Raw genomic sequence first — 23909 nt, 5'->3', positions numbered from 1 at the left:
GTACGCCTTCTACAATAATGGAGCGGGGGCCTGTTCCCGCCTGATTATAGGCTTCTACACAAAATTCATAGGTTGTGCCATTGGTCAGACTGCCAATGGATGTGGTGGTGACGTTGCCTACATTTTTAGAAATCCAGTCAGTCTGGCCCTTTTCACGATAGTATATAATATATCCGGTAGCGTTTTCTGTTTTTCCTCATCCAAAACGAAGAGCGGAATCCATAGCTGTTACACTCAATGTAGTCGGTGCAACCGGTTTATCTTCGGGAATTGGGGTTGCAGAGACCACAGAGGAGGAAGCACTTTCCCATCCGTCACTGGTGCCAACTACCATGAAATAATATTTTTGAAGATTTTCCAGACCTTCCACGGTAACTTGATTTTTGGTGGCGGAAACAGATTTTGTCAAAGCATTCTGAGATGTGCCGTAATATACTTTGCAGCCTGTAACATTGGACATGGCATCCCATTTCAGAGATACACTCTCACTGGACTGGCAGGGGAGGCGGTTACGTTCTTGGGTTTTGCCGCTTCCGCTTCAGGAGCCTTTGCCAGTGTATTTTCTACAAAGGCAATCTGCTTGATAACGGCTGTTTCGTTATCTGCTGTTTTTGTTACCTGAATCGTGATTTTTTTTACGACTTTACGAGTGCCCAGATTTACAACAATCACCTGATCTGCTTCCCGGGCGGACCTGGATAAAAGGGCCGCTGTTTTTGTACGAGATGTGCTCCCATACACAATTCTGCCGTTGTCTTCGGTTTCTACGATTACCTGAAATTCCTCAATACCATTTGCCGCAGGTGTCGCGATCTGTACTTCACTCATGGCAACGCCTTCTGTAAATACAATGGGAATATTCAGCGGCGCATCTTCGGAAATCTCTTTTTGGCCATCCGCCTTGGAAACGGTGACAGTGCTTTCTCCCACGAAAAGATCACTGATGCTGGTATCGCCGGAAAGGGCAATGCCGGAAAGATCTGTTTCATCAGCGTCAATGGTGCCGATGAGGGCGCTGGCAACCATGGCCCCATTCTGTACCAATGCCTTTCCTCCAACCGGAACGATCATACCGCGGTTCACAATAGAAATATCCACAATATTTACTCTGCCGTCTTTATTGATGTCATAATCAGAATCATTTGTTCTCAGAGCGGCTTCTACCAGCTTCAGATCCTTCAGGTCGATCTTGCCATCGTCATTGACATCGCCCAGTGTAAAGCTGCTTTCTTTTGTCCCGATGGTAATGACCTTAGCGTGCTGTTCTAAAGATAAATCATGGTAGGTAAATGTGCGATAGCCGTCGCCGGATACCGTCACATCATATGTATTTTCCGCTTCTCCGGCGGGCATTCCCTCCGCAACCAGATCAATAGCGGCTACAATATCATCATATCACCACAGGCGTCTCCGTTTTCGTCCAGATAGGTGAGAGAGATCACCGGAGAGATCTGTTTTCCTGTAGAGGCAGGCGCAATTTCCATGGAAATATTCTGCTGTTGAACAGCGGACTTTGTCATAGGATAATCCATTCGCACACGAACGGTAATGGTGCTGGTGCTCTCTACGCTTTCCAGCGCAAGTGGTGTTAAAATTTCTTCATCCTCTATGAGAAGCTCGGGAGTATCTTCCTCCACATCCTCCGTGATGGCTTCTTTCTGTTGATCTTCCTCCTCTTGGCCATCCTCATGACCTTGTTCCGGAAGCGGGAAGGCTTCAGGCGCTTCATTCTCGTCAGTTTCTTCTTCTTTATCAGATGCTTCTGCTTCGGATTCATCTTCGGCCCATGAATCCCCGGATACATGTTCTGTCTCCTGCGAAGAGATCACATCGGATGCGGTTAGTTCCTCCCCGTGGACAGCGGGCGCAGAGCCTGCTGCCATAATCGCTGCCAGAATAATACAAGGCAGTGCGTTTTTCTTCATAAAATCAATACCTCTCTTTCCATTTTTCTCGTGTAAAAATTCATGTATCGAAAAGCGTAAGACAATTTCAGATACACTGTGTGAAAGTATATCATAATAATATTACTATTACGATAGATTTACTAGGTTTTTGCAGAATCGTGGCTTTCCCCAAAATTGTAAAAAAGAATGTGGTTATGTTTGATTTTAGATACACTTTTTCTTGATGGCTGTAAAACATTATGGTAAGAATCACTAATTTACATTCATGTAAGAAAATGTAAATTTAGGCAATAATCTGGCAGGGAATTTAAGGAAATTAAGGTTAAAAAGTTGATTGTCATACAGAAAGAGAATAAAAACAGCAGCAAAAGATCATTTACACCAAACAAAATATTATTTGTAAGGAATCTTAAGAAAAATGTATTTGTTTCCTTACCAGCGGAATGATACCCTCTAAATAAACCGATATATTCAAAGAACAGAAAAAGGGGGAGAGCGTGGATGAGATGGCTGCAGCATATCATGGTGGTATTGTTTCTGCTCAGTTTTACAAATCAAGCATCTGATCTGGCGGGAGGAGCCATTTGGCCTATCCGTCTTGCTATTTTCATGATTGCATCTTTTGCCATGTATCTATGGAAAAAACCACTGACAAAAGCGTAGACACAGATGGGTTCCGGTAAAAAACAAACATGGCTGATGGCTGTTGGAATTTTGGTGATTGCTCTGGTCCTTACGCTGATACAGGTATATTTATGATTTAGCGAAAAAACAGGCCTCTGTTTCCGGGATTTATTCCGAAAGACAGCTGCCTGTTTTTTTGTTAGATCAATTTATGGAGAGAAGGGAATATCTCGATGCTGCGTTTTAAAATACCGGTCATATAAGCAATGGCAATACCGTAATTCGTAAATGGCACGCCAGCATCCGCAGCGCATTTGCGACGATAGGTAATTTCGCGCTCATTTAACATACAGCCGCCGCAATGGATTACCAGCTTATAGGAAGAAAGATCCTCAGGGAAATCCTTTCCGGATGTGTGAATAAGTTCCAAATTTTTGCCTGTATGCTGCCGCAGCCAGCGAGGGATTTTTACTGTCCCGATATCTTCACATTGACGATGATGCGTACACCCTTCACAAATCAAAACCTTATCGCCCTCATCCAAAGTCTCAATGGCCGCTACTCCAAGAACCGCGTCCGTCAAAAAGCCTTTATAGCGGGCCATTAAAATAGAGAAGGAAGTCAAAGGGATGTCCTTGGGCGTATCTGCATTGGCTTTTGCAAAAACCTGACTGTCTGTTATAACAAGCGTAGGCTTTTTGCCTAATGCGGAAAGGGCGGAGGAAAGCATATTTTCTTTCGTTACCACTGGCACCGCATTGGCCTCCAATAAATCACGGATGGTTTGCTGCTGCGGCAGGATCAAACGTCCCTTTGGTGCGGCACTGTCAATCGGTGTTACCAGAACTACCAGATCTCCTGCTGAAACCAGATCCCGTACCAGTGTCCGTTCCTGTTCCTTAGATTTTCCCAGCTGCGCCAGTTGTTCCTTCAATTCTTCAATACCAGTTTTGCGAAGGGCACTGACCGCAATTTCATTTTCCGCAGCCAGAACAGGCTGTCTGAGATCACTTTTGTTATAAGCGATCAGGAAAGGAACCTGTTTTTGATGAAACAGCTCCATCAACTCCAGATCCGCCGCAGTTTTCCCGGTCTGGCTGTCAACGACCAGCACAGCACAGTCAATACGGTTGAGTACTTGTTTTGTTCTTCTGACCCGCTGTTCTCCCAGCCCTCCTTCGTCGTCGATGCCGGGAGTATCGATGATAAGTACCGGACCTAATGGTAGCAATTCCATAGCCTTTGTCACGGGATCGGTCGTTGTTCCTTTGACAGGGGAGACCAAAGCCATTTCCTGATTGGTTATCGCATTGACCAGACTGGATTTCCCGGCGTTGCGGCAGCCGAAAAATCCAATTTGTACTCGTTCCGCAGATGGTGTGTCCTGTAAACCCATAAAAACCTCCTTTTGCTTCTGGTTCTACATAAAAATATGATTTCCGGCTGGAATTAAAAGAAGCCGTTTTACTCTCAGGAAAGAACCAGAGAAAACGGCAGCTTTTTGACACGTTTTTTAATTTTCACCGGAATATACTGTTTTGGACTGAATACCGGGCAGATTCCCGATTTTATCAGATAAAGAGGAAATCACATCCTCCGGTGCGTCCATGGCGATGCTGATGATATTGATTTTCTTTTCCCGATAGGGAATTCCCATGCGGCCGATGATATACTCTCTGTATTTATGCAGTGTTTCGTTCAGGACATCTACAGACGCCTCTTTTTCCACAACAATGCCAATGACACCAATTTTACTTTCTGTATTCATTATTATCCCTCCGATCTTTATCTATCAAAGAAAAATCACATCCAAAACACCATATAGGAAGGCTCCATTATAAAGCCTTATGGTGATTGATCTGAAATCTCCTTTTCCACCTGTTTGCATCAACATTTCTGATTTGGCTGAATGCAACATGATTGTAACACGACATTTTTGAAATGACAACAGCATTTCTCTGAAATTTCCAAAATGACGGGTAAAAGATCCGTGCTTTGCCGCAAAAAAATAAAACGGCTAAAACACAATGTTTTAACCGTTTTATTCTAAAGAGCCGAAAACGTGACTCGAACACGCGACCTACTGATTACGAATCAGTTGCTCTACCAACTGAGCTATTCCGGCAAGCAGTACACAAAATATGCTAGATTAGTATATCACTCCTTGCCATAGATTGCAAGAAAAAAATAGCGTACAAAAGTAAAATATATTTGTCAAAAACGGTTGATTTCTGCTTTACGATGCTGTATATTGTTTTCAGCAAAGGAGAGAGCGAAATGAATCAAAAGAAAAAGGTATTTTTATATAGTTTTATTACTGTTTTTTTATGGGCATCGGCTTTTCCGCTGACGAAAATCGCGCAGCAGCATTTCACGGCCAATGCGCTGGGGCTGGTTCGATGTAGCGTAGCGGCCTGTTTTTTACTCCTTATTGGAAAAATGAATCATATTAAGCGACCCAGATTAAAGGATATTCCTGTGTTTTTTCTGGCAGGCTTGTGTGGATTTACATTGTATTTGATTTGTTTTAACACCGGGATTCAGACGTTAACTTCCGCTACCAGCAGTATTGTAATTGCCATTACTCCTATTCTGACGGCAGTTCTGGCTTCTGCATTTTATAAGGAAAAAATCAACTGGATCGGTTGGATCTCCATTCTGGGGGCATTTGCAGGCGTACTTGTACTGCTTTTGTGGGAAGGGATTTTTTCTGTTAATATCGGTATCGTCTGGACACTGGGCGCGGCCTGCGTCTTCTGCGCGTATAATTTTATCAATAAAAATCTGGCAAAAAAAGGCTATAACGCGCTGGAGATCGTTACCTACAGTATGCTCTGCGGCGCAATCCTGTTTTTATTCAGTCTTCTTCCGGCGGTAGAACTCTTAAAAACCTCCGCACCTGCGGAAATCGCTTCTTTGATTTATCTGGGGATATTTCCCAGTGCGATTGCGTATTTCCTTTGGGGCAAGGCCATGTCCTATGCGGAAAAGACCAGCGAAGTAACCAACTTCATGTTTGTTACGCCGCTGCTGTCGACAGTACTGGGATTTATTATCCTAAAAGAAATGCCCAATATGGGTACATTTCTGGGGGGCGCCATCATTATCTGCTGTATTGTCGTATTTAATCTGAAGGGAAAACAATAATAGAGCTATTTACGTTAACCATGAATTTCCATTGTAATTTCTGAAAAAGGGAAAATAGGCCATGAAAGGAAGGGATTTTCTCCGGCTTTTGTATAAAATAGAAAAAAAAGAAAAATTACGTGAAACAGGCTTGTTTCCTGAGATATTCTGACATATAATAACATTACGCTTTTCTGAATATAGAAACGATGCTCCGAAAATATTTTGGAGCGTCGTATTTTTTTGAAATCGTAACTTTTTTACATAAATAATATGCTGTTTTAGGAAACAAACGAGGAGGAACCAACCGATGGATTTCGGAAGCATACCCTTTATTTTGTGGTTTTTACCGGCTTTTCTGATCGGGTACTATATATTTACATCAGAACAATGGAGAAAATTTTGGATCATCGCCGCAACGGTAATTTTTTATGGCATTTCCTGTGGCATGTGGACGGCGGCGCTGCTGGCAATGACTGCCGCGGCCATTCTGGGTGCTTATTCTGTAAAGGAAAAAGGGAAGCCAGCTTTGGCAGTTTTCATTCTGCTTTTTCTTGGGATTTTAATTTACACCAAAATCTCCGGAAATTTTATGCCCGGCGTCAGCTTTCTTGTCTTTACCATGCTGTCTATGCTGATTTATATTTACCGGAATAAGGAAGTGCAATATCATTTTTCCGATTTAGCGGCGTACATATTGTTTTTCCCAAAGCTGCTTTCCGGCCCCATCGCGCAGATCGGGGATATGCCCGATCATTATGTGACGACTGTGGCAAACAGGAAGGATGCCATTCTTCGTCGGATAGAAAATGGTCTGATTTATTTTATCATAGGTCTGGGATATAAGGTATTGCTGGCCAATCAGCTTTCCGGCCTTTGGCGGGAAGTGCAGACCATCGGGATACCAAGCATTTCCACACCGCTGGCATGGATGGGAATTCTGGCTTTTACATTGCAGCTGTATTTCGATTTCCAGGGCTATTCGCTGATGGCCATAGGCATCGGGCGGATGATCGGTGTTTATCTGCCGGAAAACTTTGATTTGCCATATCTTTCCCGGTCTGTTTCAGAATTTTACCGCAGATGGCACATGACACTGGGCAGATGGTTTCGGGAATATGTTTATTTCCCTATGGGCGGCAGTAAAAAGGGCTTGCCGCAGACAATACTGAATTTACTGGCTGTCTGGCTGCTGACAGGACTCTGGCATGGCATTGGACCTTCTTTTTTGCTTTGGGGATTATTCCTTTTTTTCTGGATCGCTTTGGAAAAAATATTCCTGAAGCGTTTTTTGACTGGATTTTTCGGGCATATTTATGTATGGCTCCTTCTTCCTATGTCCTGGGTATTTTTCGCGCTGGATGATCTGGCAGACATAAAATGGTTTTTCCTCAGACTTTTTGCCCCCATTTTAGGAAATAGCGGTATCAATGTTTCTGCAGGTGACTATTTGAAATACGGCAGTATGTACTGGCCATTTCTGCTCATTGGCATCTGTCTGCTGTTCATCGCACCGGAGAAATGGATGCGCCAGCGCAGAGATAAGTGGTATGTAATCCTGCTTTTAACGGTGATCTTCTGGGGCTCTGTTTATCTTCTGGCCCAGGGAGTCAATAATCCGTTTATGTATTTCAGTTTCTGATATGAACTGTTAGAGGTGATAATATGAAAAAAATAGGCTATCCTTTGCTGGTGGTCTTATTGATTACGTTTGTGGCAGCGGAAGGCTTTGGCATCTGGACCCGGGTTCAGGGACACACGGCGGCAGGAGCAAACGGGCCGCAGCCTAGTGTAACTTATGCTTGTCTGGCTTTGAAAGAAGAAATCCAGAACAGGGGAAAGGCGCCCGTTTCTGACGAGCTGGAGATCTTCGTTGGTAAATCTCAGCCGGTAGACCGTTCAGATGATCCGCTTCCTTTTGTTTCCGTTGACCGCTCCTATTTTGACGACGCGTTGTTTATCGGGGATTCCCGTATGGTTGGTCTTTCCGAATATTCCGGACTGGACAACGCAACCTATTACGCGGAGGTAGGGCTGACGATTTATTCCCTTTTTGACGATCCCATTGTTCCGCTGGCGGACGGCTCCATGGGTACATTGGACCAGGGACTGAAGGAAAAACAGTTTGGAAAGATTTACCTGATGGTAGGTATCAATGAATTGGGAACAGGGACACGAGAACGATTCCTCCAGACTTATACAGAAGCCGTTAACCGGATTCGCGCCATGCAGCCGGACGCGATCATTTTTGTGCAGGGCATCCTCTATGTGACGCAGGAACGCTCTGATTCCGACGCTTATATCAATAATCCCAATATTAAAGTACGTAATGAGGATATTTCCACATTGGCGGATGGCTGGAATATATTTTACCTGGATGTGAATGATCTGTATTCTGATGGAAATGGAAATTTATCCAAGGAATATACCTTCGACAATGCCCATCTAAAAGCCGCCTGCTATGGCGCATGGACAGATTTTCTTCTGTCTCATGGCATAGAACGGGAAACTATATCCTAAAAAAGGGAGCTCCATAAGGAGCATCTTCCAAAGAAAAAAGATATTGCCTGAATCCTTGCAGTCAAGAGGATTCAGGCAATTTAATTTTGATTGAAATTGTTTTCTAAAGAAAAGACCGCTTTAGGGGGACTCCTTTATTTATTATCTATTATGTCTTTTCATATTTCGCATGTCCAATCAGAAATCCGACGCTTCCAACAATAAAATCCTGCATCAATGTGACAGGCGTAGGCCCTTGGGGCAGAGGTACAGCAAAATTTCTTAGTAACAGCAGAATGCCCAGCGAAAGGACACCGATCCCAGCGACAATTACAATCTGCTGGTGAATCCGGCATCCCAGACGACACATCTCAGATCCCGCAGATGGAGCCCCTTCTGCGGAAGCGGTCCGGATTTCCGCATTTTCTTTTTCCAATTTGACGGGGTCTTCGTCTTTTTCAAAAGATATACTGATGAAATAGCCGAAAATTGTGGCTGCGGTTGTCCGCATCATGGTATCTACGGAGGTATAGGTCTGCGAGGAACTGACATGAAAAATACTTAATGTCATTTGCAGCAGCAGAATCAGCAAATAAAAAAATAGAATTTTATCCGTTAAGCGCATATGACTGAGATAAATCAGGAGTTTTTTTCGCCTGTTCATAGTATCACCTCTTTTTCTTTTAAATTATGAAAAACAAAAAAATAGGTGTATCGAGCACATCCTGGGACGAGCCGCATATGGTGTAGTACAAACAAAAAAGGAGAAATGTGTTATGGAAAGCAATGTATTTCAGGATGTAATGGAAAATCAGACCTGTCCCGCTGTTGGATACCAGACCGCTTCTGTCTGTGTTCCTGTAACAGTAACACCTTACGCAAAGGCGGGCACAACAGTAACAAAATGCTGCGGAGAACCCAAGATTACCTCTGGCTGGAACGTATGCTCCGGTGTCAAAAATGGTATTTGCACTTTTACGATCGCGCAGGATGTCTGTGTAGCTGTTCCCATTGATTTCGGCGCGGTAGCAGAGGTAGGGGATGCCTATATCAACTGCAACGGCGCTACCTCTGAGGATGTCTGCACAAACTGTGCCGTGGTTACTCCCGAAGTTCCAGCAGAGATTTAACGGAGATACCGGCAGAAAAATGAAGTATTGACCGGTACTTTTTACGGCCCATTCTGCCTCTGACAGAGTGGGCCTGCATTTTATACCTGAAAAATGATTTCTCAGGAAGAAAAAAAGACATCAGTTAAAATTTGTGCTATGCTTTTATCACTGCGATACAACAATGTACAGAGCTTAGAATCTGAAGAGATAAAGAAAGACAGGAGGGCTATCTTCATTCGAAAAAACATGGTGACTGCCACAGCGCAAACCATCGTTTTCAGGCAGTGTGGGGTGATCTGCCGATTACTGGAGCGCATGATATCATCTGTCTGTGGAAACACATCAATGGGGGACAGATCGCAGCGCAAACAGTGAAAAGCAGTCTGCGAGAGCCGGACTGGGAACAGGACATTCTTCCAGAAGCGGGAGGGATGTCCTGTTTTTTTCGGGAAAAGGAGAGTAGCGCAAAAGGAAGTAAAATGGTATAATATCTCAACAGGCTGCGTTGAGTCCTTTTTCTCAAAAACACTATGCAGGACGAAACACGGCCTGATCTTGCTGGAGGCGATTTTCCGGATAGGGGACAAACATCCGGAATTGGCTTGAAATGGGCGCATAGTTGATAAGGAGGCATGAATGGTCGTAAAAAGATTAAAAACCTTGTACCTGTATTTCTGGCTGTACGCAGTATTAGGCTGGATTTACGAAGTATTTTTGGAAACGGTAGTCTATCAATGGGGATTTTCCAACAGGGGATTTCTCTTTGGACCCTATTGTCCGGTCTATGGATTTGGCGCAGTGCTGATTCTTCTTGTTTTGGGGCCGCTGCGCAAAAAACGTATTCTGGTCGGAAAAATAAACATCACACCGCTTCTTGTATTTATCGGTATCGTCGTTTTGACAACGACGGTGGAGCTTTTGACCAGCTATCTAATGGAATGGACCACTGGCGGATGGCTTTGGGACTATCGCAGTTATCCCTTCCATTTTCAGGGGAGAATCGCCCTCAATCCCAGTATCCGTTTTGGCATAGGAGGTATGGTGATCCTTTACGGGCTTCAGCCCCTGCTGGAAAAGATGCGTAACAAAATGGGGGAACAGCGCTGGAATACCGCCAGCACCGTTTTGTTTATTGTTATGATGGCGGATTTTATTTGGAAGATCTGGAAAGGATAAGAAGGTGATTTGATGATTTTGGTTCATAAGGAAAAATGCATTGGCTGCGGCAGCTGTGAAAGGGACTGTTTCAGCCATACCATTCAGGTACGGGCCGGTAAGGCGGAGGTTCTGGGAAAATGCATGGAATGCGGACATTGTCTTGCGGTCTGTCCTACAGAGGCCGTAGAAATGGAAGGATATGACCAGGCAGAGGTTTTTTCCGGCAGCAGAGAAGAATGTATGGTGGCGCCGGCGGATTTTCTACGTTTTCTTCAATTCCGCCGTTCTACGAGACAATACGAGAAGCGTCCGGTAGAATCGGAAAAACTGGCGCAGATTCTGGAGGCTGGGCGTTACACACCGACAGCCAGAAATCGGCAGGATGTCCATTTTGTATTTGTACAGGAGCAAATGCCGCAGATCCGGGAGATGATCTGGGAAGGGTTCCGTGAGATGGCGGAACAGTGGGAAGATCCCGGATATCGGCGCATGCTTCTGGAATTTTGCAAAGACCGTCAGGCCAATCCGGAAAATGACCGTTTATTCTGCGGCGCACCTGTTCTGCTGGTACTTACCTGTGCCTATCCGTGGAATGGAGAACTGACCGCCAGAACCATGGAACTGATGGCGGAAAGTCTGGGGCTGGGTTCCCTGTACAGCGGGTTCATCCAGCGCGCCATCGGAAACAGCAAAGCCGCGCAGCAAGCCTTAAGCATTGAGGGAGAACGTATTGCCGCCTGTCTGCTGCTGGGTTACCCTGCGGTACGTTATCTGCGTTCCGTACCCAGAAAAAAAGCGCATGTTACCTGGCTGTAAACAGCGTGAAAAAGACTGTCGAAGTATGACAGTCTTTTTTTTCTGCCTGTCAGCCGATGCGACAAGTTTTTTCCCACACCTTTCGTATAATAGGCAACAGGAGGGGGTATTGTGGAAAGTGTCATATACATAGACATTCTCTTCTTCTGCACCTTTGCCATGGACCTTTTGATTCTGACGGCGGCAGGATACCTGACAGGATGCTCTGCTGGTAAAGGAAAGCTTTTTGGGGGAGCATTTTTCGCTTCCGCCATTTGCTGTGTGTTCCTTTGCCTTGGATGGAATGGCTGGATCTCGGCAGCAGCCGCCCAATCAGCGGCGGTTATGATCTGCTTTTCTCCTAAAACCATGAGACGTTTTCTTTCCGCGATGGCTGCGCTATGGTTTTCTACCTTTCTGGTTGGCGGGGGAATGATGGCGGTAATGACTGTGGCGGGAACACAGTCTCTTTGGCGCAGCGGCAGAAGATGGCAGGGAATTTGGATGCCATGGCAGATCTTTTTATGGGCGTGGGCAGTTTTTTATATACTGCTTCGGATCATTCGCAGATGGCTGGAAAGTCATACGGCGAAACGCCAGCTCTATTGCCAGGCGGAGATCCATAGAAGAGGCAAACGGGTGCAGGTCAGAGGTTTTTTTGATACAGGCAACGCACTAAAGCAGGAAGGAAAGGGTATCCCTGTAATAGAGCTGTCTGTTTGTCTACCTCTGCTTTCCAGAGAAACCGCCTTGTCCCTGATTCGTAAAGCAAGCCTGACAGAATCGGAAAAAAGCACGGAGGAATTGAAGGAAATAGCCTATTCAGCTCTTGGTTTGGAGGAAGGACATATCCTGCTGTTTGCGGCGGAGGAGCTTCGGCTTTGGCAAAACGGCAGAGAAACTATATGGAAGGATCTGTGGATCGGAATCAGTCCCACGCCTTTTGCGGGCAGCTATGGACTGCTGATTCCCTGGGATCTTCTGGAGGAGGAAAGAAAATGAGTCAATGGAAATATCTTCTGTTTATGATGAAGTATCGTTTGGAAAATGGATACCGGAGATGGCGGAAAAAAGAGGGGATCTATTATATCGGCGGAAGCGACGTATTTCCTCCGCCGCTCAAAGGGGAGGAAGAGGCTCTGTTGCTGGAACAATTAGGCGGCGAGGATGATGTACAGGTAAAATCTATCCTCATCGAGCGGAATCTGCGGCTGGTGGTGTATATCGCCAGAAAGTTTGAGAATACCGGCATCAATGTGGAGGATCTGATCTCTATCGGTACCATTGGACTGATTAAAGCCATCAATACCTTTAACACAGAGCGCAAAATCAAGCTGGCTACCTATGCCTCCCGGTGTATCGAAAACGAAATCCTGATGTACTTACGGCGCAACAGCAAAACAAAGGCAGAGGTTTCCATCGACGAACCTCTGAATGTGGACTGGGAAGGCAATGAACTGCTGCTTTCTGATATTTTGGGGACGGAGGGGGATGTGATTTATAAAAGCATTGAGGATGAAGTGAATCACGATCTGCTGCAAAAGGCCATGGAAAAGCTTTCCGGCAGAGAGCGGAAGATAGTGGAAATGCGCTTCGGGATTCTCCCTGAAACTACGGAACGGACCCAGAAGGAAGTGGCCGACCTTTTGGGCATCTCCCAATCATATATTTCCAGACTGGAAAAAAAGATCATGGGCAGACTGAAAAAGGAAATTAACAAATTGATGTAGCGCAAACAGCACCCCTTGAAAAAGGAAGGTGCTGTTTTTATGTGTCAATGGCATGGATGCGATCCAGGTCCATATTTAAGGATTTGCCAAAGCCATGGTCCGTCACTTCTCTGGGACATCCATGGATACACCTGGTACTTCGTCTTGTGCTGTATCGTCCTTCCTGCATACGTGAAACGCCTTCAGATAATTGGATTTGCTGCATAAGACCCCTCCTTTTTATCTAACATATCCATTTTTTCTTTTCTTATACCTGAAAAGCGGTAGCATATTATGGCGCTCTTTGCGGGGTATATTTTGGTTTTCGCAGGGAAAATTTACAGTATATCTTTTCCTTTGAAAGAAACCGAGGTGTTGGATTTGGGATATTATAAGAAGGTAGAGATCAGCGGCGTAAATACTTCACAGCTGCCGGTCTTGAGCGCGCTGGAGGCAAAAGAATTGTTCCGCCAGTACCGCAATGGGGATATTTCGGCCCGGGAAAAGCTGATCGAAGGCAATCTGCGGCTGGTCCTGAGTGTAATCAAGCGGTTCGAGAATCGCTGTGATGATATGGACGATCTGTTTCAGGTCGGTGTAGTTGGGCTGCTGAAGGCCATTGAAAATTTCAATCCGGAAATCGATGTAATGCCTTCCAGTTATCTTTGTCCTATGATTAGCGGAGAAGTTCGCCGGTATCTGCGGGACAACAACAGCATCCGAGTAAGCCGTTCCCTGCGGGATACCGCCTATAAGGCTCTGCAAGTGCGGGAGCGGCTGACGGCGGAACACTCCAGAGAACCCTCCGTAGAAGAAATCGCAAAAGAGATGGAACTGCCGAAAGAAAGCGTGGTCATGGCTCTGGACGCCATACAGGACCCGGTTTCTCTTTTTGAGCCGATTTATCATGACAGCGGAGATACGCTTTTCGTTATGGACCAGGTCAGCGATGAAAAAAACGGGGATGCCTCCTGGCTGGAAAATCTGACGTTGCAGGAGGCTATGGAGCATCTGACGGAGCGGGAAAGAAAAATCGTTTCCATGCGTTTTTTTGAAGGCAAAACACAGACGGAAGTCAGCAGTGAAATCGGCATCAGTCAGGCACAGGTTTCCCGCTTGGAAAAAACAGCCTTACAGCGGATGCGAAAATATGTGTAGGGATGGACAAGAAGTCTTTTTTGAAGTAAAATAAATCCAGACTATAAAACTAGGAGGAATTATTTTATGAAATTACGCCCAGAAGATACGGCTGCACTTTTTATCGACTTTCAGGAACGTCTGGTTCCCGCTATCCATGGTAACGATGCTATTATGGAAAAAACAGCAATCCTTGCCAAAGGTCTTCAGCTGTTCGATATTCCCATTGCTTTTTCTCAGCAGTACACAAAAGGGCTGGGAGAAACACTGCCTGTACTGACAGAGTGTTTTGAGCAGTTCAGCTACATGGAAAAAACATCTTTTTCCTGCTGTGACTGTGAAGAATTTGCCGCATGGGCAAAGGAAAAAGGCAAGAAAAATGTGATTGTATGCGGTGTGGAGGCGCATATCTGTGTGCTTCAGACAGTATGTGACCTTCTGGAGGCGGGCTGCAATGTATTTGTTGTTGCGGACTGTATCGGCTCCAGAAAGCTGTATGATAAAGAAATCGGCATTATGCGCATGGTAAAAGAGGGCGCATATATGACCACTTGTGAACAGGCTCTTTTTGAACTGACCGGCGGCGCAAAAAGCCCTCAGTTTAAAGCTGTGTCCAAACTGGTAAAATAAACGGCGAAAGACATCTCCTTTGGGGATGTCTTTTCCAACAATATAGAAAGGGGGAAGCGTCATGAAAGCATGGGAGCATTTTTGCACCATAACATATCACAGACGTCTGGTAAGACAATATTGTTTTAAGGTTGGACTTTATCGGCAGGGACTGCTTCATGACTTGTCCAAATATTCTCCCACGGAATTTCTGGTAGGTGCCCGGTATTTCCAGGGAGACCGCAGCCCCAATAACGCTGAAAGAGAAGCGAAAGGATATTCTGCCTCCTGGCTTCATCATAAAGGCAGGAACAAGCACCATTTCGAATACTGGATCGACTATACCCTTCAGTCGGATCAAATATTAGGCGGCATGAAAATGCCCGTGCATTTTGTGGTGGAAATGTTCATGGATCGAATCGCAGCCTGCCGCACCTATCAAAAAGGGGCTTATACCAACGCCAGCCCTTGGGAATATCATAAAAAAAGCAGACGTGTACATACCGTTATGCATCCGGAGTCTCTGAAATTGCTGGAACATCTCCTGCAGATGCTGGCGGAAAAGGGAGAGGATGAAACCTTCGCCTATGCCCGGTATATTCTGCGAAAGGACAGAAAAGAGCGTTTTATGGCTTTTTGCAGAAGACACACCAAAAAGAAAAGATATACTAAAATACTCTAAAAAAATGAGCCGGTACAGTTTCAACTGTCCGACTCATTTTTATTTACCGAGGAAAAGAATCATGACGGGAAAGACGTTTTTTCCGTTCCGCTTTTCTTCTGGCTCTGCGCTTCATACGGCGTCTATGGCCAATATAGCGGCAGATACCTAACAGGATCAAAAATACCAGGATCAAACCGCCTGCAACAGCGCCAATGATTTTCAGGATTTTATTTCGTGTCTGGGCACTGGCTTCTGCCCGCTCTTCGTCTGTGGTTGCCGCTACGTTCGTCTCGGCTGTCAGCTCCGCCGTTCCAATGGTTTCACCGTTTAAGGTAAGGGTTACGGTCCCCAGGGCATCTCCCGCCGTCACAGGAACCTCTTTCGTGGTGTCACAGTGGATTTCCTGCTGCACCTGTGATACATCCGCGTCTATGGGGAGCGTTGCGTAAACATCCTGAGACAAAACAGCGGAAATGGTTTTCTTTACCTCTGTTTTGTCATGATAGGTTTCTGTAATCTCCACATTCTGGCTGATTTCCCCCGCAGAAAGGATTTTGGCCGTTTTGTAGTTGGCAAAACCATAATCAAACAATGCCTTTGTATCAACATAATGCTGCGCACCACTGCATTTCAAAACAACGGCGATCAGTTCGGTATCATTCTTTTTCGCGTAAGTCACCAGCGTGTTCTGTGCCTCCACCGTATAGCCAGTTTTTCCGCCCTCAGCGTACTCATAATAATAAAGGGAATTGGGATTAAGCATCTGATGCTGGCCGTAAAGATATCTGGTCTCTGTCTGCTTATTGGTAGGGGGAATCTCGTAATATGTGTTGGACATCATAGAACGGTAGGTATCGTTTTTTAAAAGCGCCTGTGCAATCAAAGCCATATCGTAGGCGGTGGTATAATGATTTTCGTCAAAAAGACCGTTAGCATTGACAAAATTCGTATTTTGGCAGCCCAGTTCCTTCGCTCGTTCTGTCATATGCTGAGCGAATGCCTCCAGAGAGCCGTCTACGAATTCACCGGCGGCATTGGCACATTCATTGGCGGAACGAAGAATGATGCCATAAAGCACCTGCTCCAGCGTCAGAACCTCTCCCTCCTGTATGGCGATATGGGCGCTTCCCTGCTCGATGCTGTAAACCGCTTCATGGGAGAACGTAACCTCATCCGTTAAGGTTCCATTTTCCAGAGCAAGCAAAATGGTCATCAATTTCGTAATGCTGGCGGGATACTGTTTTTCATAGGCGTTCTTCTCGTAAAGAATCCTGCCTGTTGTTGCATCTATCAGAATGGCCGAAGCGGCGGTCAAAGTTAAGTCTGTATCCTGGACATCATCAGAAGATGTGTCGTTTGATACCGTATCGTTCGTTGAAACGGTTTCTGTTTCGTTTGTCACACTTTCCGCAAAAGCCGTGCAGCAAAAGGAAAAGGCCATTACGCAAGTCATCAGCAAAGCAAAAATTTTATGTTTCATGGGAATCTCCTATATGATATTTCTGAAAAATATGGTACAATTACAGCGAAAGCCTTTGGGTCATTTCCATTTGATCCGGGCTTTTACAGTCCCTGTTTTTTTAAAGCAGGTGTTTTTTTTGAAGGCTGTGCCGCTGTAACAAATAAAATATTAGCATACCTTTAAAATTATACCAGAAAAAACAGGAAAAGGAATATTATTTTTCATTAAGTTTTTGATCGAAGGATAGAATATGAAAAAAGGACGCAAAAAACTTGTGGTACTGCTGCTGTTTTTCCTGCTTTCCGGCACTGCTTATGCACATATGCAGGCGAAAGGCACGCTGCGGATGGGAACGGAAACAGAGCCCGCTGCGGCGCTTTCTCTAACGGAAGAGGACGTGCGGCAGGCGGCAGAAGACGGCAGTTTTACTGTCAATATCAATGAGGCCGGGCAGTCAGAGCTGATGCTGCTAGAGGGAATCGGGGAGAAGATCTCCCAGCGGATTGTGGATTACCGGCAGACAAACGGACCTTTTCTTTCAAAGGAAGATATCATGAAGGTATCCGGCATTGGGGAAAAGACTTATGAAAATATCAAAGAATTTATTACCATAGAATAGAGACAGGAGGATGAAGAGATGGCGTATCGTATTTTGGTGGTGGATGATGAGAAACTCATTGTAAAAGGCATCAAATTTTCTCTGGAACAGGACGGCATGGAGGTTGTGCCCGCTTATGACGGGGAAGAAGCTTTGCAGCATATTAAAGAGGAGAATTTTGATCTGGTGGTTCTGGATGTTATGCTGCCCAAAATGGACGGTTTGCAGGTCTGCCAGCAGGTGCGGGAATTTTCTCAGATTCCCATTATCATGGTGACAGCCAAAGGCGAGGATATGGATAAAATCATGGGGCTGGAATACGGCGCTGATGATTATATCACAAAACCATTTAATATTCTGGAACTGAAGGCGAGAATCAAGGCTATTCTCAGACGAAGCGTGAAAAAAGTCGCTGCGGAGCCCCAGACCAAAAATGTGCTAAGGGCAAGAGACCTGGAGCTGACCTATGACAGCCGCCGTGTTTTCATCAGCGGAAAAGAAGTCAATCTGACGGCAAAGGAATTTGATCTTCTGGAGCTTTTGATGGAAAACCCCGGGAAAGTATACAGCCGGGAAAAACTGCTGGATACCGTATGGGGGTACGATTATCCCGGAGACGTGCGTACTGTGGACGTGCATGTGCGCCGCTTGCGTGAGAAAATAGAGACAAATCCAAGCGAACCAAAATATATCTTTACAAAATGGGGAGTTGGTTATTATTTTAATTAAGAAAAAGAACGCCCCGTTTATCAGTCTGCGGTGGATTCTTCTGATTACCTACATTATTGTAGGGATCATTCCTCTGATGTTGGTGGCCAACACCATTCTGCATTCGATACAGGGCTATTTTGTGGAAGAACGAAAAAAGGAACTGCTTAGTCAGGCCAATGTCGTCGCAGGGCAGTTGACTTCGAATGATTTTTTTACCAGCGACGAAAGCAGAGAAGCGCTGGAAGAAATGATACTGGAAACGGCGCAGGATAAGGATTTTCGTATTCTGATTCTGGACTCCTCCGCCATGGTCGTCTATGATACCGGTTATGAGGATACAAGCAAGACCTATCTGCTGCCGGAAGTTATGGAGGCGCTGGAAAACAAAGACGTAGCCAATGAGCAGGAAAACGGCACAGTATATGCCGCCGCTTCCATTGTCGGCGGTACACAGCACGCCGGAGTAGTGCTGATTGTAGATTCCTTGTCGGATGTATCTGATACCGTAGGAAATATTGCGGGAAAAGCTTATATCCTGCTGGCAATGCTGGGGGTCATTGTGATTGTAGTGATGGTAGCTATGTCACAGCTGTTTACTTCTCCCATCAAACGAATGATTAACGTGATCCAGAAGATGTCAGAGGGCCATCTGGAGCAGCGTATCGTTGTAAAAGACCGGCTGCATAATGAGATTGTGGATCTGGCACTGGCCTGCAACCATATGGCGGATCAGCTGGAAAAGGTAGATTCCTCCCGCCAGCAGTTTGTATCCAATGTGTCTCATGAGCTGAAAACACCGCTCAGTTCTGTTAAGGTACTGTCGGAATCTATTCTGCTGCAGGAGGACGCGCCCAAAGAGATGTACGTGGAATTCCTGCACGACATCAATTCCGAAATCGACCGTATGACGGCCATTATCAATGATCTGCTGACTTTGGTCAAACTGGATCAGAAAGAGATCCCTTTGAATTTCGCTGATGTGGATCTGCATCAGATGATCGAAGAAATCTGCAAACGGCTTTCTCCTTTGGCGGCAGCAAAAAATATTACGCTGGATCTGCAGATCAAGCAGGAGGTCACCGCGGAGATCGACGAAATGAAATTGACACTGGCAATCTCCAATATTATAGATAATGCCATCAAATACACGCCGGAAGGCGGCTCTGTTGTTGTTTTGCTGGATGCGGACCATCAGAATGCTTTCATCACGGTATCTGATACCGGAATCGGAATTCCCGAGGAAGAAGTGACCCGGGTATTTGAGCGCTTCTACCGTGTAGACAAAACCCGAGACAGAGAAACCGGCGGCACCGGTCTGGGGCTTTCGATTACACACGCTACCGTCATGATGCATAACGGCAGCATCAAAGTAAGCAGTAAAGAAGAAGAGGGAACATCCATGCTGGTGCGAATTCCTCTTCGTCAAAGCCAGAATAACTGAGGACCGGCCAAAGGCGGAAGGAGGCGTTTCGATTGTGAGGAAAAAAAAGCTGCTGCTGAATCTGGTATTAGGGATCATTATATGCATCATTCTGATTCCCTGTGCCGTACTGCTGTTCAGCAGTATCTACGGAGACAGCAGCGATAAAGCGGAAATATACTACACAACAGCCAATTATGATCTGAAGGCTCAGAAAACCACAATAGCTGACGATATTTCCAGGGAGGAGGCAGCTATGCAGCTTTTGAATTCTATGAAAGAACCTTCTCCAAAAGACGGCATGGTAACTGTGGTTCCGGACGATCTGGAGTTTTTATCCGTACAGATAGAGGATACCACAGCCCGTGTGAATATTTCCGGAAGTTATTTTGAAATGAAAAATTCCCAGGAGGTATTATGTCGTTCTGCTCTTGTCTGGACCTTGACCTCTCTGGATTTTGTAGAGCATGTGGAGCTTTCTGTGGAAGGCGTTCCTCTGCGAAATGAAGAAGGGGACCTGGTTGGGCCCATGGATCGACAGAATGTATTGCTGAATCCGGAAATTTCTTCTGACGCCACGGAATATGCCATCCTGAAGCTGTATTTCGCCAATGGAGACGGCACTGATCTGGTCGTAGAGGATCGTGTGGTAGAAGTCAGCGCAAATCAGGCCAGAGAAAAAACCATCATGGAACAGCTCATCGCCGGGCCATTGGAAAATGGATCTTTTGCGACGATTCCAGCGGATACAAAACTGCGGGATATTACCACTACCAGTGATGGAATCTGCTATGTAAACCTGAGTCAGGAATTTTTAACAAAGCCAAGCAACGTAAATGAAATTCTGACTATTTATTCCGTGGTCAATTCGCTTTGTGAGCTGGATCAGATCGACCGTGTACAGTTCCTGATCGAAGGCGAAAAAGTAGAAAACTTCCGCGGCAGAAGCGATTTCGGTACACCTTATACCGCAGTGGAGAGCTTAAAAACAGTTATGGTGGATAAAATATCATGAGAAGACCGGCACTTTGGATGGTACTATTTTTCATATGCGGCATCTATTGCAGATCAGGCGTATCCTTTGGGATATGTCTGGTCTGTATTTTATTTCCCGTTGTGGCTGTATCCTATTTTCTTGCAAAAACAAAACGGCCTTTTTACATCCTGTTTCTCATTTTCGTTCTCGCCGGATTTCTTCTGACAGGGAGAAACATACAGCCAACGTCGACAGATCTGGCCGGTGGAACACAGCCTGTTTCCGGTTCCTTTCTGGTGACGCAGACAGGAGAGACTTCCGGCGGTTTTCAAAAACTTCGTTTGGAAGGCATCCCTGAAGAAGACGCTTTTCAAGGGGACTCGCTTTGTATCTACGCCATCCGTATGGAAGGAAAACCGCTGACGGTGGGAGATGAGATTCAGCTGCGGGGAGAAGCGCTGTCCTTTTCAAAGCCAACGATCCCCGGCAGTTATAACGAAGAACTCTATTTGTGTACGCAGGGTTACGACTGCAAAATGTTTCTCTCGGATTTTAAAAAGGTTGGCGAAAAAAATAATCTTTCCGTTTTTCTGCATAAGGGAAAGGAACGGGTGGATCAAATATTAAATCAGGTTCTGCCTTCCGAAGAAAGCGGTGTTGTCAAAGCACTGATTACCGGCGACAGGGATGATATTCTGGAAGGGACGGAAGAATTATATCGTATGGCTGGAATTACGCATATTCTCTGTATTTCCGGCCTGCATATTTCCTTGCTGGCAATGATGGCTGCGTGGCTGATGGAATCTGTATTTCATATGGGACGCCGTAGTGCTGCGGCAGTAACGATCGTATTTTCAGTTTGCTTTTTGATATTTACCGGTTTTTCTCCCTCCGCCGTGCGGGCAGTCATTATGGTGACAGTGGCCCTGGTTGGGCGAATTCTGCAAAGACGGCATGACTGGCTCAACAATATTGCCATAGCCGCTCTGGTTTTGCTTTGGATACAGCCTTTGTACCTCTGGAACGCGGGATTCCAGCTTTCCTTCCTCAGTGTAATCGGCATATGGGCAGGCAGTCGGTTTTATGGCAAACGGAACGATCTTCTGGGAAAGGTTTGGGACATGATTCTGGTGTCCTTTTTCGCTTTTTTGTTTACCTTCCCTATAACAGCCTACCACTTCTACCATATCACGCCGTATTCCATTCTGGCAAATCTGGTGGTGCTACCTTTCAGTGGGCTGCTGCTGGGCAGCGGTTTTCTGACGGTACTTTTGGGCTTTTTCTCAACTCCGCTTTCTTCCTTTGCGGCGGGAAGCGCATATATGATCCTTCAAATCTATGAAGCCATTTGTCGGCTGGCAGAAAAACTGCCCTTCTGTTATCCCCTGACCGGCAGTCCGGCTCCCGAAACCATACTGCTTTATTACGGCGTTTTGTTTGTCTTTCTCTTTTGCGGCAGAAAAGAACGGATACAGACCATTTTACTGAGCAGTTTTGGCACAGTTCTTCTGTTACAGCTCTGGGGGAACAGTTTGTTCCAGAAAGAAAATACCGTTACATTCCTGGATGTGGGGCAGGGGGATTGCGCTGTGATCCAAACTTATAACGACGAATGTTTTCTGGTCGACGGCGGAGGTATTGCCACAAAGGAATTGGGAGACAATATTGGCACGGAAAAGATACTGCCTTATTTAGAATATTTGGGAGTCGATCATATCAGCGGGATATTTCTTTCTCATCTGGACGCGGATCATATTCTGGGTGCCTTGGAGGTCATGGATGCATTGCCCGTGGACGGTGTTTATCTGCCGGATTATGCCATCACGGCTGAACAATGGGAAAAAGAAATGCAGGAAATTCTGGAAAAAAATCAGATCCCGTTATATACTGTGAAGGAAGGAGACAAGGGAGAACTGGAAGAAGCGGGAAATTTCCTCTGTCTGTATCCATTTGCCAATACACAGCTGCCAAAGGGCGGCAGCAACGCCGGTTCTATGGTACTGAAATATTCCTATGCTGATGTGGATATCCTGTTTACCGGTGATCTGGAGGAAGGACAGGAACGGCTTTTGCTGGCAGAACCAGAGGGGCTTTCCTGTGATGTGCTGAAGGTGTCGCATCATGGCTCCGCCGGTGCGTCCTCATCGGAATTTTTGGCGGCCACAAATGCCCAGCTGGCTGTTATATCCTGCGGACAGGATAACCCTTATCACCATCCGGCACAGGAAACACTGGCACGTTTTGCTCAGGCCGGAATATCGGTATGCCGTACAGACGAACAGGGCAGCATCTTATTACATATTTCCCCTTCGGGCGGTCTTTCCTGGACCATCTGGGGAGAAAGGAAACCAGTATATGAAAGAATTAAAGAAACAATGGAAACAGGGAGAATTTCATAGGTGTTATCTTTTTTATGGAAGTGAAACCTACTTGATAAAAAATTATGAGGAGACTTTGACAAAGGCGCTTTTGCCGCCAGGTGCGGAGGGAATGAACTTTGACATACTGGAAGGACGGAGGGCAACTGCCGCGGCCATTATGGACGCGGCGGAAACACTTCCTTTTCTAAACGACAAACGACTGGTGCTGGTACGAAATAGCGAGTTTTTCCAAAAAGGAAGCAGAAAGGAAGAAGGAGAGGCCCTTTTGGATTTTCTGTCGGACCTGCCGGAAAGTACCTGCCTTTTGTTTGTAGAAGAAAAGGCGGAAAAAAATAACCGTCTCTATAAAGCAGTCGCAAAACATGGCATTGCTGTGGATTTCAAGCCGCTGACAGAAAAGGAGATCGTCTCCTGGCTGAAAAAAAGCTGTAAGGATCAGGGCCTTTCTCTGGCAGACAGTACCGCGGTCTATTTGCTGCGTATCACCGACAATAGCATGGAAAACCTGGTGCGGGAGATCGGAAAACTGACTGCTTACAAGGGGGAAAGCGGTGAAATTACAAAAGAGGACGTAGACGCTGTCTGCTCTATTTCCCTGGAAGCCCGTATCTTTGACCTGGTTCGCGCGGTAGCGGAAGGGAGGACAGAGCAGACCACAACATTATACAGAAATCTGCTTCGTATGAAGGAATCCCCCTTTCTGGTGCTTTCTCTTGTTACAAGACAATTTCGTCTGATTTTGGAAACGGCACTTCTTTCCTTGCAGGGAGAGCCCAACTCTGAAATCGCCAGTAAACTGGAGATTCGCGAATTTGCGGTCAGAGATTATTTAAAGCAATCTAAAAGTTTCTCCAAAGAACAGCTGCAGGAGGCTTTGCGGGATTGTCTTCAAACAGATCTGGAGATCAAAGGCGGACGAATGGAAGAAGAACTGGCTGTGGAGCTTTTGCTTCTGCGCTGGAGCAGCCGGCAAAAATAAAAAACAGGACAGTGGTTGTCGAACCACTGTCCTGTTTTTTTG

26 protein-coding genes, 1 tRNA gene and 1 pseudogene are annotated in these 23909 nt (G+C 45.7%); 18 read left to right on the top strand and 10 right to left on the bottom strand.

The window, feature by feature from the left end; genetic code table 11:
• Window positions 1-19: 19 nt before the first annotated feature.
• The 4 genes and pseudogenes from H9X84_RS13445 to H9X84_RS02765 form a co-directional block, all read right to left on the bottom strand.
• Window positions 20-169, bottom strand: a pseudogene (locus tag H9X84_RS13445) (fibronectin type III domain-containing protein); the annotation flags it as partial.
• 27 nt (window positions 170-196) lie between these two features.
• Entirely contained in the window at window positions 197-460 is a 264-nt protein-coding gene (locus H9X84_RS02775) for a hypothetical protein (RefSeq protein WP_205132796.1), read from the bottom strand.
• Window positions 461-471: 11 nt separating this feature from the next.
• Complete coding sequence (locus tag H9X84_RS02770) at window positions 472-1353, bottom strand: dockerin type I domain-containing protein (RefSeq protein WP_205132795.1); 882 nt, start codon at window positions 1351-1353, stop codon at window positions 472-474.
• Window positions 1354-1379: 26 nt separating this feature from the next.
• Entirely contained in the window at window positions 1380-1925 is a 546-nt protein-coding gene (locus H9X84_RS02765; RefSeq protein ID WP_205132794.1) for a hypothetical protein, read from the bottom strand.
• A 483-nt stretch (window positions 1926-2408) separates the two neighbouring features.
• On the opposite strand from H9X84_RS02765, the gene H9X84_RS02760 reads away from it, so the two are divergent.
• On the top strand, window positions 2409-2570 hold the full coding sequence (locus H9X84_RS02760; RefSeq protein WP_205132793.1) for a hypothetical protein: 162 nt from the start codon (window positions 2409-2411) through the stop codon (window positions 2568-2570).
• Between the two features lie 160 nt (window positions 2571-2730).
• Here H9X84_RS02760 and hydF read toward each other — a convergent pair whose 3' ends face one another.
• The 3 genes from hydF to H9X84_RS02745 all read right to left on the bottom strand — a co-directional run bounded on the left by hydF (window position 2731) and on the right by H9X84_RS02745 (window position 4656).
• The gene (gene hydF, locus H9X84_RS02755; RefSeq protein ID WP_205132792.1) at window positions 2731-3927 is read right to left on the bottom strand and encodes a [FeFe] hydrogenase H-cluster maturation GTPase HydF; all 1197 of its coding nucleotides are present in this window, start codon (window positions 3925-3927) and stop codon (window positions 2731-2733) included.
• 117 nt (window positions 3928-4044) lie between these two features.
• Entirely contained in the window at window positions 4045-4299 is a 255-nt protein-coding gene (locus tag H9X84_RS02750; RefSeq protein ID WP_205132791.1) for a TM1266 family iron-only hydrogenase system putative regulator, read from the bottom strand.
• Window positions 4300-4583: 284 nt separating this feature from the next.
• A tRNA-Thr gene (locus tag H9X84_RS02745) sits at window positions 4584-4656 on the bottom strand.
• Between the two features lie 152 nt (window positions 4657-4808).
• On the opposite strand from H9X84_RS02745, the gene H9X84_RS02740 reads away from it, so the two are divergent.
• From H9X84_RS02740 to H9X84_RS02730, 3 genes are all read left to right on the top strand, one after another.
• Entirely contained in the window at window positions 4809-5678 is an 870-nt protein-coding gene (locus H9X84_RS02740) for a DMT family transporter (protein ID WP_205132790.1), read from the top strand.
• A 289-nt stretch (window positions 5679-5967) separates the two neighbouring features.
• The gene (locus tag H9X84_RS02735; protein WP_205132789.1) at window positions 5968-7299 is read left to right on the top strand and encodes an MBOAT family O-acyltransferase; all 1332 of its coding nucleotides are present in this window, start codon (window positions 5968-5970) and stop codon (window positions 7297-7299) included.
• A 23-nt stretch (window positions 7300-7322) separates the two neighbouring features.
• Complete coding sequence (locus H9X84_RS02730; protein ID WP_205132788.1) at window positions 7323-8177, top strand: GDSL-type esterase/lipase family protein; 855 nt, start codon at window positions 7323-7325, stop codon at window positions 8175-8177.
• 148 nt (window positions 8178-8325) lie between these two features.
• Here H9X84_RS02730 and H9X84_RS02725 read toward each other — a convergent pair whose 3' ends face one another.
• A complete protein-coding gene (locus tag H9X84_RS02725) occupies window positions 8326-8820 on the bottom strand; it encodes a hypothetical protein (protein ID WP_205132787.1) in 495 nt (164 codons plus the stop codon).
• A 112-nt stretch (window positions 8821-8932) separates the two neighbouring features.
• Here H9X84_RS02725 and H9X84_RS02720 point away from each other — a divergent pair, with 112 nt between their 5' ends.
• From H9X84_RS02720 to sigE, 5 genes are all read left to right on the top strand, one after another.
• On the top strand, window positions 8933-9286 hold the full coding sequence (locus H9X84_RS02720; RefSeq protein ID WP_205132786.1) for a hypothetical protein: 354 nt from the start codon (window positions 8933-8935) through the stop codon (window positions 9284-9286).
• Window positions 9287-9904: 618 nt separating this feature from the next.
• Complete coding sequence (locus H9X84_RS02715) at window positions 9905-10444, top strand: putative ABC transporter permease (RefSeq protein WP_205132785.1); 540 nt, start codon at window positions 9905-9907, stop codon at window positions 10442-10444.
• A 12-nt stretch (window positions 10445-10456) separates the two neighbouring features.
• Window positions 10457-11242 carry a nitroreductase family protein gene (locus H9X84_RS02710; protein ID WP_205132784.1) on the top strand — a complete coding sequence of 262 codons (786 nt, stop codon included), beginning with the start codon at window positions 10457-10459 and terminating at the stop codon, window positions 11240-11242.
• A 111-nt stretch (window positions 11243-11353) separates the two neighbouring features.
• On the top strand, window positions 11354-12223 hold the full coding sequence (locus tag H9X84_RS02705) for a sigma-E processing peptidase SpoIIGA (RefSeq protein WP_205132783.1): 870 nt from the start codon (window positions 11354-11356) through the stop codon (window positions 12221-12223).
• Window positions 12220-12951, top strand: a complete 732-nt coding sequence (gene sigE / locus H9X84_RS02700; protein ID WP_205132782.1) for an RNA polymerase sporulation sigma factor SigE — start codon at window positions 12220-12222, stop codon at window positions 12949-12951. The genes H9X84_RS02705 and sigE overlap by 4 nt, the downstream gene beginning before the upstream one ends.
• 37 nt (window positions 12952-12988) lie before the next feature.
• Here sigE and H9X84_RS02695 read toward each other — a convergent pair whose 3' ends face one another.
• The gene (locus H9X84_RS02695) at window positions 12989-13156 is read right to left on the bottom strand and encodes a hypothetical protein (RefSeq protein WP_205132781.1); all 168 of its coding nucleotides are present in this window, start codon (window positions 13154-13156) and stop codon (window positions 12989-12991) included.
• 155 nt (window positions 13157-13311) lie between these two features.
• Between H9X84_RS02695 and sigG the strand changes: the two genes are divergently transcribed.
• The 3 genes from sigG (at window position 13312) to H9X84_RS02680 (ending at window position 15358) form a co-directional block, all read left to right on the top strand.
• The gene (gene sigG / locus H9X84_RS02690) at window positions 13312-14088 is read left to right on the top strand and encodes an RNA polymerase sporulation sigma factor SigG (RefSeq protein WP_243423491.1); all 777 of its coding nucleotides are present in this window, start codon (window positions 13312-13314) and stop codon (window positions 14086-14088) included.
• Between the two features lie 66 nt (window positions 14089-14154).
• Window positions 14155-14697 (top strand): hydrolase, encoded by a 543-nt coding sequence (locus tag H9X84_RS02685; protein ID WP_205132779.1) that lies wholly within the window; start codon window positions 14155-14157, stop codon window positions 14695-14697.
• Window positions 14698-14758: 61 nt separating this feature from the next.
• Complete coding sequence (locus H9X84_RS02680; RefSeq protein WP_205132778.1) at window positions 14759-15358, top strand: DUF5662 family protein; 600 nt, start codon at window positions 14759-14761, stop codon at window positions 15356-15358.
• A gap of 43 nt (window positions 15359-15401) precedes the next feature.
• Here H9X84_RS02680 and H9X84_RS02675 read toward each other — a convergent pair whose 3' ends face one another.
• Window positions 15402-16820, bottom strand: coding sequence for a D-alanyl-D-alanine carboxypeptidase family protein (locus H9X84_RS02675; RefSeq protein WP_205132777.1), 1419 nt, complete (start codon window positions 16818-16820; stop codon window positions 15402-15404).
• Window positions 16821-17052: 232 nt separating this feature from the next.
• On the opposite strand from H9X84_RS02675, the gene H9X84_RS02670 reads away from it, so the two are divergent.
• From H9X84_RS02670 to holA, 6 genes are read left to right on the top strand one after another with little or no spacing between them, the layout of a single operon-like run.
• Window positions 17053-17421 (top strand): ComEA family DNA-binding protein, encoded by a 369-nt coding sequence (locus H9X84_RS02670; RefSeq protein WP_205132776.1) that lies wholly within the window; start codon window positions 17053-17055, stop codon window positions 17419-17421.
• An 18-nt stretch (window positions 17422-17439) separates the two neighbouring features.
• Window positions 17440-18129 (top strand): response regulator transcription factor, encoded by a 690-nt coding sequence (locus H9X84_RS02665; protein WP_205132775.1) that lies wholly within the window; start codon window positions 17440-17442, stop codon window positions 18127-18129.
• The gene (locus H9X84_RS02660) at window positions 18110-19552 is read left to right on the top strand and encodes a sensor histidine kinase (protein ID WP_205132774.1); all 1443 of its coding nucleotides are present in this window, start codon (window positions 18110-18112) and stop codon (window positions 19550-19552) included. The genes H9X84_RS02665 and H9X84_RS02660 overlap by 20 nt, the downstream gene beginning before the upstream one ends.
• Before the next feature lie 34 nt (window positions 19553-19586).
• Entirely contained in the window at window positions 19587-20546 is a 960-nt protein-coding gene (locus tag H9X84_RS02655) for a GerMN domain-containing protein (protein ID WP_205132773.1), read from the top strand.
• Entirely contained in the window at window positions 20543-22906 is a 2364-nt protein-coding gene (locus H9X84_RS02650; protein ID WP_205132772.1) for a DNA internalization-related competence protein ComEC/Rec2, read from the top strand. Before H9X84_RS02655 ends, H9X84_RS02650 begins: the two co-directional genes overlap by 4 nt.
• On the top strand, window positions 22863-23867 hold the full coding sequence (gene holA / locus H9X84_RS02645) for a DNA polymerase III subunit delta (RefSeq protein ID WP_205132771.1): 1005 nt from the start codon (window positions 22863-22865) through the stop codon (window positions 23865-23867). Before H9X84_RS02650 ends, holA begins: the two co-directional genes overlap by 44 nt.
• The last annotated feature ends 42 nt before the right edge of the window (window positions 23868-23909 follow it).

The organism is Anaerotignum lactatifermentans, from assembly GCF_016902535.1.
Taxonomy (GTDB): domain Bacteria; phylum Bacillota; class Clostridia; order Lachnospirales; family Anaerotignaceae; genus Anaerotignum; species Anaerotignum lactatifermentans_A.
This window is presented reverse-complemented; position numbering and strand designations above follow the sequence as displayed.

Coding starts and splice junctions, on each gene's coding strand:
- H9X84_RS02650 (WP_205132772.1), top strand. CDS start 20,543: ATGAGAAGACCGGCACTTTGGATGGTACTATTTTTCATATGCGGCATC.
- H9X84_RS02665 (WP_205132775.1), top strand. CDS start 17,440: ATGGCGTATCGTATTTTGGTGGTGGATGATGAGAAACTCATTGTAAAA.
- H9X84_RS02735 (WP_205132789.1), top strand. CDS start 5,968: ATGGATTTCGGAAGCATACCCTTTATTTTGTGGTTTTTACCGGCTTTT.
- H9X84_RS02775 (WP_205132796.1), bottom strand. CDS start 460: ATGTCCAATGTTACAGGCTGCAAAGTATATTACGGCACATCTCAGAAT.
- H9X84_RS02675 (WP_205132777.1), bottom strand. CDS start 16,820: ATGAAACATAAAATTTTTGCTTTGCTGATGACTTGCGTAATGGCCTTT.
- hydF (WP_205132792.1), bottom strand. CDS start 3,927: ATGGGTTTACAGGACACACCATCTGCGGAACGAGTACAAATTGGATTT.
- H9X84_RS02670 (WP_205132776.1), top strand. CDS start 17,053: ATGAAAAAAGGACGCAAAAAACTTGTGGTACTGCTGCTGTTTTTCCTG.
- H9X84_RS02740 (WP_205132790.1), top strand. CDS start 4,809: ATGAATCAAAAGAAAAAGGTATTTTTATATAGTTTTATTACTGTTTTT.
- H9X84_RS02760 (WP_205132793.1), top strand. CDS start 2,409: ATGAGATGGCTGCAGCATATCATGGTGGTATTGTTTCTGCTCAGTTTT.
- H9X84_RS02725 (WP_205132787.1), bottom strand. CDS start 8,820: ATGAACAGGCGAAAAAAACTCCTGATTTATCTCAGTCATATGCGCTTA.
- H9X84_RS02680 (WP_205132778.1), top strand. CDS start 14,759: ATGAAAGCATGGGAGCATTTTTGCACCATAACATATCACAGACGTCTG.
- H9X84_RS02715 (WP_205132785.1), top strand. CDS start 9,905: ATGGTCGTAAAAAGATTAAAAACCTTGTACCTGTATTTCTGGCTGTAC.
- H9X84_RS02750 (WP_205132791.1), bottom strand. CDS start 4,299: ATGAATACAGAAAGTAAAATTGGTGTCATTGGCATTGTTGTGGAAAAA.
- H9X84_RS02770 (WP_205132795.1), bottom strand. CDS start 1,353: ATGCCCGCCGGAGAAGCGGAAAATACATATGATGTGACGGTATCCGGC.
- holA (WP_205132771.1), top strand. CDS start 22,863: ATGAAAGAATTAAAGAAACAATGGAAACAGGGAGAATTTCATAGGTGT.
- H9X84_RS02710 (WP_205132784.1), top strand. CDS start 10,457: ATGATTTTGGTTCATAAGGAAAAATGCATTGGCTGCGGCAGCTGTGAA.
- H9X84_RS02685 (WP_205132779.1), top strand. CDS start 14,155: ATGAAATTACGCCCAGAAGATACGGCTGCACTTTTTATCGACTTTCAG.
- H9X84_RS02765 (WP_205132794.1), bottom strand. CDS start 1,925: ATGAAGAAAAACGCACTGCCTTGTATTATTCTGGCAGCGATTATGGCA.
- H9X84_RS02695 (WP_205132781.1), bottom strand. CDS start 13,156: ATGCAGCAAATCCAATTATCTGAAGGCGTTTCACGTATGCAGGAAGGA.
- sigE (WP_205132782.1), top strand. CDS start 12,220: ATGAGTCAATGGAAATATCTTCTGTTTATGATGAAGTATCGTTTGGAA.
- H9X84_RS02720 (WP_205132786.1), top strand. CDS start 8,933: ATGGAAAGCAATGTATTTCAGGATGTAATGGAAAATCAGACCTGTCCC.
- H9X84_RS02730 (WP_205132788.1), top strand. CDS start 7,323: ATGAAAAAAATAGGCTATCCTTTGCTGGTGGTCTTATTGATTACGTTT.